Origin of the sequence: Streptomyces sp. PA03-5A (assembly GCF_033792725.1) — a bacterium.
Taxonomy (GTDB): domain Bacteria; phylum Actinomycetota; class Actinomycetes; order Streptomycetales; family Streptomycetaceae; genus Actinacidiphila.
Genome location: NZ_JARAVL010000090.1, coordinates 1 through 784, shown reverse-complemented (window position 1 = coordinate 784; position 784 = coordinate 1). Strand labels below are relative to the sequence as shown.

The following is a 784-nucleotide window of genomic DNA, read 5'->3' as shown; positions in this document are numbered from 1 at the left end:
GCGCATAGCGCCGCTGCTGCCGCAGCAGCCCGCGCGAAGGCACCGGCACCCAGGCCGGCTTCGGGTGCCTGACCGCGTTGCGCTGGCGGGCATCATCTACGTGCTGCGCAAAGGTGTGGCTTGGCGGGACGTACCCGCACAGGTGGTGGGCTGCTCGGGCGTGACCGCCTGGCGTCGCCTGCGGGACTGGACCGAAGCCGGTGTCTGGCCCCGGTTGCACGCGGAACTCCTTGCCGAACTACGCAAGACGGGCTTGCTGGAGATGGACGACTGCGCGATCGACGGCTCCCATGTCAGGGCCCTCAAAGGGGGGACCATGTCGGGCCGTCGCCGGTCGACCGGGCCCGCCCCGGCTCCAAGCACCACCTGATCGTCGACTGCCGCGGCACCCCGTTGGCGGTGTCCGTGACCGGCGGGAACCGGCATGACGTGACGCAGCTGATCCCGCTGCTGGACGCGATTCCCCGAATACGGGGAGTTCGGGGACGTCCGCGCAGCAAGCCCAAGCGCCTGTTCGCGGACCGCGGCTACGACTACGACAAGTACCGCCGGCTGCTGTGGAAGCGAGGCATCAAGCCCCTCATCGCCCGCCGCGGCGTCGCCCACGGCTCCGGCCTGGGCAAGACTCGCTGGGTCGTCGAGCGCACCTTCGCCTGGCTCCATCAGTTCAAACGACTGCGGATCCGCTACGAACGCCGCGCCGACCTCCACCAGGGCCTCCTGGAACTCGCCTGCAGCATCATCTGCCTCCGACGACTCCGACCTTCATTCTGAAACGATCAGT

The 784-nt window shown here is 69.0% G+C and carries 1 protein-coding gene; it reads left to right on the top strand.

Going from position 1 to position 784, the window contains the following annotated elements:
- The first annotated feature begins 4 nt into the window (after positions 1-4).
- Positions 5-774 (top strand): IS5 family transposase gene (locus tag PV410_RS44605; RefSeq protein ID WP_500332394.1). Its coding sequence is split into 2 segments (ribosomal slippage): positions 5-305 and positions 305-774, totalling 771 coding nucleotides; the frame shifts between segments, so codons are not numbered across the junction.
- Positions 775-784: the final 10 nt, after the last annotated feature.